The following is an 8,696-nucleotide window of genomic DNA, read 5'->3' as shown; positions in this document are numbered from 1 at the left end:
CCTGGATCGCCGTCGGCACCGCGGCGGCCGGCGCGCTGGGCGGCGCCCTGGGCGGACCGGCCGCAGGGCTCACCGGGGCGGCCGTGGTGCTGGGCGCCCTGCTCGTCGCGCACCGGCTGCCGGCACGGGCCGGGGCCGCCCCCGACCTCGCCGCACTCGCGACGGGCTGGGAGCTGCTCGGCGTCTGCCTGCGGGCGGGGTTGCCGGTCGCCTCCGCCGTGGCCGCCGCGGCCGGGCCCGTCCCGGGCCGCACCGGCACCGAACTGCGCCGCGTCGCCGGGCTGCTGGAGCTCGGTGCCGACCCCGACGAGGCGTGGCAGGCCGCCCGGGAGCTCCCCGCGCTGGCCGTGTTCGCCCGGGCGGCCGGACGTTCCGCGGGCACCGGTGCGGCGCTGGCCCAGGTGGCGACGGCCGAGGCCGCGCGCGTGCGGGCCGAGCTCGTCGACACCGCGCAGGCCCGCGCCCAGCGCGCGGGCGTGCTCATCACCGGCCCCCTCGGCCTGTGCTTCCTGCCCGCCTTCCTGGTCCTCGGCATCGCCCCGGTCGTCATCGGCCTGGCGGGCCAGGCACTCGCACGGTGGTGACCACCGTGTCCGTTCCGACGAAGGAGACATCCCATGATCACGATCCTCGCCCGCCGCGTGCACGACCTCGCCCACCGCGACGACGGCATGTCCACGGTGGAGTACGCGATCGGCACGGTCGCCGCCGCGGCGTTCGCGGCCGTCCTCTACACCGTCGTGAGCGGCGAGAGCGTCGTCACGGCGTTGACCGACCTGGTCACGCGCGCCCTCAGCACCACCTTCTGACCGGCGACGCCGGTGCGGTGACGGTCGAGGCCGCGCTGGCGCTGTGCTGCCTGGTGCTGTTCCTGGCCCTCGCGGTCGGGGCCATCGCCTCCACGGCGGCGTCGGTGCGCTGCATCGACGCCGCCCGGGAGCTCGCCCGCCTCGCCGCCCGCGGTGAGCCGGACCGGGGCCGGGAGATCGCCGGTCGGCTCGCGCCGTCCGGGGCCCGCATCGAGCTGGTGGTGCGCGGCGACGAGGTGTTCGCTGAGGTCACGGCACCCGCCGTGCCGCCGTTGCCGCTCCGGGTCGGCGGGCGGGCGGTCGCGGTGCTCGAACCGGGCGAGCTCCCGTGAGCCACGATCCCGACGCCGGCGTCGCCTCGGTGTGGGCCGCCGGGGCCGTCGCCGTACTGGCCGGGCTGCTGGTGATCGGCATCGAGCTCGGCTCCGGCATTGCCGCCCGGCACCGGGCCGAGGCCGCCGCCGACCTCGGCGCACTCGCCGCGGCCGGGCACGCCGTCCACGGCACGGCCGTCGCGTGCGGCCGGGCGGCCGGGATCGCCGAGCGGATGGGGGTCCGGCTGCGCTCCTGCCGGCTCGACGGGTGGGAGGCGCTGGTGGAGACCGAGACCGCACCCGGGCTCGCCGTCCTGGGCCGGGCGGTCGCCACGGCCCGCGCCCGCGCCGGTCCGGCCGTCCCCACCCCGATTACGCCCTCGGCTCGCCCCGGATCCGGGACGAGCGCGCACTTCCCGACGGTCAGCGGTGAGCGTGGGCCGTCGAGCGGTCCGGTACTGCGCTGGACGGCGCGTCGGGCCGGTGACCAGGGCCCGGAGGGCCCGACGACCCCCACCGGGGCGCTCGTCGTGGCCGCCCTGCCGATCGGCGACGACCGCTGGTGCCCGGGCCCGCGGCGGTGCCTACTGGGGCCCGGACGGGGGCAGTCTCCCCGTCCCGTCCTGACCCGCTCCCCGAGCTGCGGATGGTCCGGTGCGTCCCCCGACGCGACCCCCGACCGGATCACCGCACACAGGTCGTTGCCGGTCGGCCCCCGCCCCCGCGGGCCGGCCGGCAACGACCTACCGGCCGCCGGTGACCGCGCCGTCCAGGGCCCGGAGCACGACGTCGAGCACCGTCACCGCGCCGCGCTTGTCGAGCGGGGTGTTCCCGTTGCCGCACTTGGGCGACTGCACGCACGACGGGCAGCCGTCGCGGCAGCCGCAGCCGCGGATGGCCGCCCGCGTGGCCGTGAGCCAGCCGACGAGCACCTCGTGGCCACGCTCGGCGAACCCCGCCCCGCCGGGGTGGCCGTCGTGTACGAAGACCGTCGGGCGGCCGGTGTGCGGGTGCAGGGCGGTCGACATGCCGCCGATGTCCCAGCGGTCGCAGATCGCGAACAGCGGGAGCAGACCGATCGCGGCGTGCTCGGCGGCGTGCAGCGCCCCGGGCACCTCGCCGGGGGCGATGCCGGCGGCGCCCAGCGCGGCCTCGTCGACGTCGTAGAGCACCGCCTTCGTGCGCAGCGTCTGCTCCGGCATGTCGAGCGGAACCGTCTCCAGCACCGTGCCGTCGGGAGCCCGGCGCTGATACCCCACCACCCGCGTACTGACGTCCACCTCGGCGAACGCCACGCCGACCGGGCCGTGCTCGCGCCGCGACAGGATCCGCACGACCTCGACGTCGGCGGTCGATCGCGCGTCGGTGCGCCACCCCGGATCGGCGGCCACCACCAGAGCCACACCGGCGTCCAGGTCGAGCTCCCGCACCAGGTGGCTCTCCCCGCGGTGCAGGTGGATCGCGCCGGGGTGCAGCGTCGCGGGCGCCGACGCCGCGTCGGCGGTGCCGAGCATCCGTCCGGTATCGGCCTCCACGACCGCGACCTGCCCGGGGCCGGAGCCGCGGATGTCGACCGAGCCCGCGGGCCACTCACTCGTCGACGGCCAGAACCAGCCGGTCGGGCGGCGGCGCAGCACGCCGTCGGCCACCAGCTCGTCGAGCACGGCCGCGGCGGGCGGGCCCCCGAAGAGCTCCGCCACGTCCCGCTCGGTGAGTGGCAGCTCGGCCGCGGCGCAGACCAGCTGCGGCGCGAGGACGTAGGGGTTGGCCGGGTCGAGCACGCACCCCTCGACGGGAGCGCCGAGCAGCGCCTGCGGATGGTGCACGAGGTAGGTGTCCATCGGGTCGTCGCGGGCCACCAGCACCACCAGCGCCGAGTCGGCGGCCCGCCCGGCCCGGCCCGCCTGCTGCCAGAACGACGCCCGGGTACCGGGGAACCCGGCCACGACGACCGCGTCGAGCCCGACGATGTCGACGCCGAGCTCCAACGCGTTCGTGGTGGCCACACCGAGCAGCGCGCCGCTGGCGAGCGCGGCCTCCAGCGCCCGGCGCTCCTCCGGCAGGTAGCCACCGCGGTAGGCCGCGACGCGCGCGACCAGGTCGGGGTCGACCTCGGCGAGCAACCGCTGCGCGCCCAGCGCCGTCAGCTCCGCGCCGCGCCGGGACCGCACGAACGCCAGCGTCCGGGCCCCCTCGACGACGAGGTCGGCGAGCATCCGGGCCGCCTCGGCCCCGGCCGGGCGCCGCACCGTTGCGCCGTTCTCCCCCACCACCTCGGGACGCAGCGGCGGCTCCCACAGCGCGACGGTGCGCCCGGCGTGCGGCGAGGCGTCGACGGTGACGGCCGTGACGGCACGCCCGGTGAGCCGGCTCGCGAACTCCGCGGGCTCGGCCACGGTGGCCGACGCCAGCACCAGCGTCGGGCGGGCACCGTAGCGGGCGGCCACCCGCAGCAGCCGGCGCAGCAACAGCGCCACGTGCGAACCGAAGACCCCGCGGTAGGTGTGGCACTCGTCCACCACGACGACGTGCAGGCGGCGCAGGAAGGTCGCCCAGCGCCCGTGCCGCGGCAGCACCGACCGGTGCAGCATGTCGGGGTTGCTGAACACCCAGCGCGAGTGGGCGCGCACCCAGTCGCGCTCCTCCATCGGGGTGTCGCCGTCGAGCGCGGCCGCCCGGACCCCCGCCACACCGAGCTCGGCGAGCGCACGGAGCTGGTCGGCGGCCAGCGCCTTGGTCGGGGCGAGGTACAGCGCGGTGGCACGGGGGTCGACGGCGAGGCGCGAGAGCACCGGGAGCTGGTAGGCCAGCGACTTGCCCGACGCCGTGCCGGTGGCCACCACGACGTCGCGCCCGGCGTGGGCCAGCGACGCCGCCTCGGCCTGGTGGCTCCACGGCGCCGCGACACCCCGCCGGGCGAACGCCTCACGCACCGGCGGGGGCACCCATCCCGGCCACGGCACGACGACGCCCTCGCGTGCGGGCAACGTCGCCACGTGGCGCAGCGGCCCGTCATCGCCGATCGGGAAGCCGGTCGGGCCGAGGGGCGGCAGGTCCGCCGGATGCGCGGACCCCGCTCCGGCGAGGACCCGCCGCAGCAGCGCCTCCCCGCGGTCGACGGTGGCCGCCGCCCCGGGCCGGGGTTCCCGTTCGCCGTCCACAGCAGCCGAGGTTGGCACACGACCCCGACAGCCGGCCGCTGCGGTTCAGCCGAGCGCGCGCACCGCCGCCGCGGCCACGGCCGTCACCTCGGCCCGGGCGGCGTCCCAGCCGGGCCCGCTGGGGACACGGGTCAGCACCGCCACCACGAAACGCTGGTCCGGGCCGACGACCCCGGCGCTGTGCAGGTAGTACCGCTCCGAGAAGCAGCACATCCACCCCTGCTTGGCCTGCGCTCCCACCGCGCCGGGCCCGTCCACCACCGGGTCGAGCAGACCGAAGGCCTGGTCGAAGCCGTCGGCCGCGATCGCCGGCGCGGCCGAGAGCGCGTCGACGACGACGAGCCGGTCCTCGTCGGGCATCCCGCCGAGCACATGGTCGTAGAGCCGCAGCAGGTCGACGGCCGGCACCGACATCTCACCCCACTGCGACGGGTCGGCAGGGGCCGTGGTGCCGGTCAGGCCGAGATCGGCACCGACCCGCGCGGCCGCGCCGGGGCCGTCGAAACGGACCCACAGCTGGTTCATCGCGGCGTCGTCGCTGGGGCCGAGCGCGCGGCGCAGCAGGTCCAGGTCGTCGTCGGTGACCGCGAGGTCCTCGGTGCGGCGACGGTCGAGCACGTCGACGGCGACCACGAGCTTCGACAGCGACGCCGTGTAGAACGGCTCGTCACCGCGGTCGCCCGCCGCGGTCCGGCCGGTGACCCGGTCGAGCACCGCCACACCGAGCTCGGTCGTCGCGGACGCGGCCGCCTGCGCGGCGTCGACGGCGGCCTGCGCCCTGCCGTCGTCCACCGGGGCGGTGAGCAGCTCGGGCGGGGCCCACCCGGGCAGCGGGTCGACCGGTGACGGGGCAGCCGATGACGGCACGGCGAGCCGCGCCGCAACGGTGACGCCGGGCCCGTCGTCGGCCACGAGCAGCGGGATCGCGAGGCAGATCACCGCGATGCAGGCGCACATCAACCCACCGGCCGCGACCGGCCGGGCACGAGGAGTCACACGGTGCCCACGTTCGACACGGCCGCCGTGTTCACACGAACACGCGATCGGGGCACTTCGTGACCCTATCGTTGCCCGGTCGGCATCGAGCACCTCCGCCGCAACGCGTCGTGGGTCACACATCTACACTGCACCCGCCCGCCACCGCGCCTACCTGCGGAGACGGACTCGTGAAGACGCCAGGGACGACGTCTGCGCCCCTGGCCCTAGTGATCCACTGAACCAGGAGGACGGATGTCTCGGTCCACCCTCGCCGCGGACGCGGGTTCCATCGCGCTCGCGTCGAACGACTACATCATCGTCGGTGTGGTCGCGGTGGTCGCCCTCGCTGCACTGGCCGTCGGCTTCGTCCTGCGCAAGGAGGTGCTCGCGGCGGACGCGGGCACCCCCAAGATGCAGGACATCGGCCGTGCGGTCCAGGAAGGCGCCACGGCGTACCTCAACCGCCAGTTCAAGACGCTCGCCGTCTTCGTCGTCATCGTGTTCTTCCTGCTCTTCGCGCTCCCCGCGGCGAACATCGGTGAGAGCATCGGCCGGTCGATCTTCTTCCTGATCGGCGCGCTGTTCTCGGCGGCGATCGGCAGTCTCGGCATGCGCCTGGCCACGGCGGCCAACATCCGGGTCGCCTCGGCGTCGCGCGAGGAGGGCGGCCGGGAGAAGGCCACCCGCATCGCGTTCCGCACCGGTGGCGTCGTCGGCATGTTCACCGTCGGCCTCGGCCTGCTCGGTGCGGCCGTCGTCGTGCTGGTCTACGCCGGTGGCGCACCCCGCGTGCTGGAGGGCTTCGGCTTCGGCGCCGCGCTGCTCGCCATGTTCATGCGTGTCGGCGGCGGTATCTTCACCAAGGCCGCCGACGTGGGTGCCGACCTGGTCGGCAAGGTCGAGCAGGGCATCCCGGAGGACGACCCCCGCAACGCCGCCACCATCGCCGACAACGTCGGCGACAACGTGGGTGACTGCGCGGGCATGGCCGCGGACCTGTTCGAGTCCTACGCCGTCACCCTGGTGGCCGCGCTGATCCTCGGCACCGCCGCCTTCGGCCTGCAGGGCCTGCTGTTCCCGCTGATCGTGCCGGCCATCGGCGTGGTCACCGCGGTGATCGGCGTCTACATCACCCGCACCCGCCCGAACGAGGGCAGCCTCAAGACGATCAACCGGAGCTTCTACATCTCCGCGGCGATCTCCGCCGTGCTCAGCGCGGTCGCGGCGTTCGTCTACCTGCCCAACAGCTTCGAGGGCCTGACGAACCCGACCGACCTCACCGTCGTCGGCGACATGGCGGGCGCCGACCCGCGCATCCTGGCCACGGTCGCCGTGCTCATCGGCATCGTGCTGGCCGCGGCCATCCTCTGGCTGACCGGCTACTACACCGGCACCGAGGACAAGCCCGTCCAGGACGTCGGCCGATCGTCGCTCACCGGTGCGGCCACGGTCATCCTGTCCGGCATCTCGATCGGCTTCGAGTCCGCCGTCTACACCGCGCTGGTCATCAGCGCGGCCGTGTTCGGCGCGTTCACCCTCGCCACCGGCTCGATCACGGTGGCCCTGTTCGCGGTGGCGCTGGCCGGTACCGGCCTGCTCACCACGGTCGGCGTCATCGTCGCCATGGACACCTTCGGCCCGGTGGCCGACAACGCCCAGGGCATCGCCGAGATGTCGGGCGACGTGTCGGGCCCCGGCGTGGACATCCTCACCGAGCTCGACGCGGTCGGGAACACCACCAAGGCCATCACCAAGGGCATCGCGATCGCCACGGCGGTGCTCGCGGCCACCGCGCTGTTCGGCTCCTACCGTGACGCGATCACGGTGGCGCTGGCCGACGCGGGTGTCGCCCTGGCCGACGCGGGCACCGCTTTCTCCTACCAGGTGTTCGCCCCGAACACCCTCGTCGGCGTGATCATCGGCGCCTCGGTCGTGTTCATGTTCTCGGGCCTGGCGATCAACGCCGTCACCCGGGCCGCGGGCGCGATCGTGTTCGAGGTCCGCCGCCAGTTCCGGGAGAACCCCGGGATCATGGAGGGCACGGTCCGTCCCGAGTACGGCCGCGTCGTCGACATCTGCACCCGCGACTCGCTGCGTGAGCTGGCCACCCCCGGCCTGCTCGCGATCTTCGCCCCGATCGCCGTCGGCTTCGGCCTGGGCGTCGGGCCGCTGGCCGGTTACCTGGCCGGCGCGATCGCCACCGGCACCCTGATGGCGATCTTCCTCGCCAACTCCGGTGGCGCGTGGGACAACGCGAAGAAGCTCGTCGAGGACGGCAACCACGGCGGCAAGGGCTCGCCGGCACACGAGGCCACCGTCATCGGTGACACCGTGGGCGACCCGTTCAAGGACACCGCGGGCCCGTCGATCAACCCGCTGCTCAAGGTCATGAACCTGGTCTCGGTGCTCATCGCGCCGGCCGTCGTGGCCCTGTCCGTGGGCACCACGGCGAACCCGGTCGTCAGCATCGCCATCGCGCTCGTCGCGGTCGCGATCATCGTCGGGGCCGTCGTGGTCTCGAAGCGTCGGTCGACCTCCATCACCGACACCCCCGCGGAGAGCGCGGTCGCCTGACCCGCTCCCCCGCAGTACGGAGGCCGTCCACCCCCGGGTGGGCGGCCTCCGGCGTGCCGGGACCCCCGTTGGTCGAACGTGTGTTCTATCCTGCGCACCGTGCCGCAGCTGTCGCTGTTCTCCGCGGGCACGCGCCCGTCGGGGGTGCGTGATCTCGCCGGGCTGCTCTGCGGGCCGGGCCGGATCGCCCGCTTCGGGGCGGGCGACCAGGCGCGGCTCTCGGTCGTCCCGCTCGACGCCGGGCGTGTCCCGGCCGTCGTCGCCGCGTGCACCGCCACCGGCGTCCCGGTGCGGGCGGTCACCACCGCGACGGGCGAGGTCGCCGTCCGCAGTGCCTTCCGCTGCGACCTCGTCGGGCTGGCGGCCGACTGGCTGACCGGCGGCCCGGCCGTCAAGACGGTGCCGCCCGGCTGGCAGCTCGACGGCGCGGCGCTGCGGCTCTGGGCCCTCGTCGCGGGCCGCCCCGACGAACGCGGCGGCTATCTGCTCCTGCTCGATCCGCAGGCGCCACAGACCCACCTCCCGCTGCTCGCGGCCACGACCCGCCTCGGCATCCCGCCCGCCCGCGTGGCAGGGGGCACGGCGCTGCGGATCAGCGGCACGAGGCGGGTCCAGCGGCTGGTCGAACTGGTCGGACCGGCCCCGGCGGGGGTCCCCGACGGCGACTGGCCACGGTGCTGGGGGCGCCGGGCCGGTTGACAACGGTGGTTACGCTCCCCCGGCACGAGCGCCCCGGTGTGACCGAGGCGACACCCTGCGTGGGTGGGCAGGCCCGGTATCGGTGTGTAGGCCGGAAGTACGGGCACGCATACTGCGTGGGCGGGCCCCCCGCGCAGCCACGAAGGACAGGACCAACGTGA

The 8,696-nt window shown here is 75.4% G+C and carries 7 protein-coding genes and 1 pseudogene; 6 read left to right on the top strand and 2 right to left on the bottom strand.

Annotated elements, in window-relative coordinates; genetic code table 11:
• The 4 genes and pseudogenes from PHY01_RS23570 to PHY01_RS28040 form a co-directional block, all read left to right on the top strand.
• The coding region (locus PHY01_RS23570) for a type II secretion system F family protein (protein WP_307723984.1) at positions 1-584 on the top strand (584 nt) is incomplete at its 5' end.
• Between the two features lie 33 nt (positions 585-617).
• Positions 618-809 (top strand): DUF4244 domain-containing protein, encoded by a 192-nt coding sequence (locus PHY01_RS23565; protein ID WP_141282014.1) that lies wholly within the window; start codon positions 618-620, stop codon positions 807-809.
• A 17-nt stretch (positions 810-826) separates the two neighbouring features.
• Complete coding sequence (locus PHY01_RS23560; protein ID WP_218030306.1) at positions 827-1,141, top strand: TadE family type IV pilus minor pilin; 315 nt, start codon at positions 827-829, stop codon at positions 1,139-1,141.
• A pseudogene (locus tag PHY01_RS28040) lies at positions 1,138-1,467 on the top strand (Rv3654c family TadE-like protein); the annotation flags it as partial. The gene PHY01_RS23560 and the pseudogene PHY01_RS28040, both read left to right, overlap by 4 nt.
• A 399-nt stretch (positions 1,468-1,866) precedes the next feature.
• Here PHY01_RS28040 and sftH read toward each other — a convergent pair.
• Both sftH and PHY01_RS26720 read right to left on the bottom strand, forming a co-directional pair.
• Positions 1,867-4,284: a DEAD/DEAH box helicase gene (gene sftH / locus PHY01_RS23550; protein ID WP_141282012.1), complete on the bottom strand. Its 2,418-nt coding sequence runs from the start codon at positions 4,282-4,284 to the stop codon at positions 1,867-1,869.
• Between the two features lie 45 nt (positions 4,285-4,329).
• Positions 4,330-5,241: a serine hydrolase gene (locus PHY01_RS26720; RefSeq protein ID WP_170183950.1), complete on the bottom strand. Its 912-nt coding sequence runs from the start codon at positions 5,239-5,241 to the stop codon at positions 4,330-4,332.
• Between the two features lie 273 nt (positions 5,242-5,514).
• On the opposite strand from PHY01_RS26720, the gene PHY01_RS23540 reads away from it, so the two are divergent.
• Entirely contained in the window at positions 5,515-7,836 is a 2,322-nt protein-coding gene (locus PHY01_RS23540; RefSeq protein WP_141282010.1) for a sodium-translocating pyrophosphatase, read from the top strand.
• 99 nt (positions 7,837-7,935) lie between these two features.
• Positions 7,936-8,535: a hypothetical protein gene (locus PHY01_RS23535; RefSeq protein ID WP_141282008.1), complete on the top strand. Its 600-nt coding sequence runs from the start codon at positions 7,936-7,938 to the stop codon at positions 8,533-8,535.
• The last annotated feature ends 161 nt before the right edge of the window (positions 8,536-8,696 follow it).

The organism is Pseudonocardia hydrocarbonoxydans (genome assembly GCF_006539565.1).
Classification (GTDB): Bacteria; Actinomycetota; Actinomycetes; order Mycobacteriales; family Pseudonocardiaceae; genus Pseudonocardia; species Pseudonocardia hydrocarbonoxydans.
Note: the sequence above shows the minus strand (reverse complement) of the source record. Positions and strands in the feature narration are given on the sequence as shown.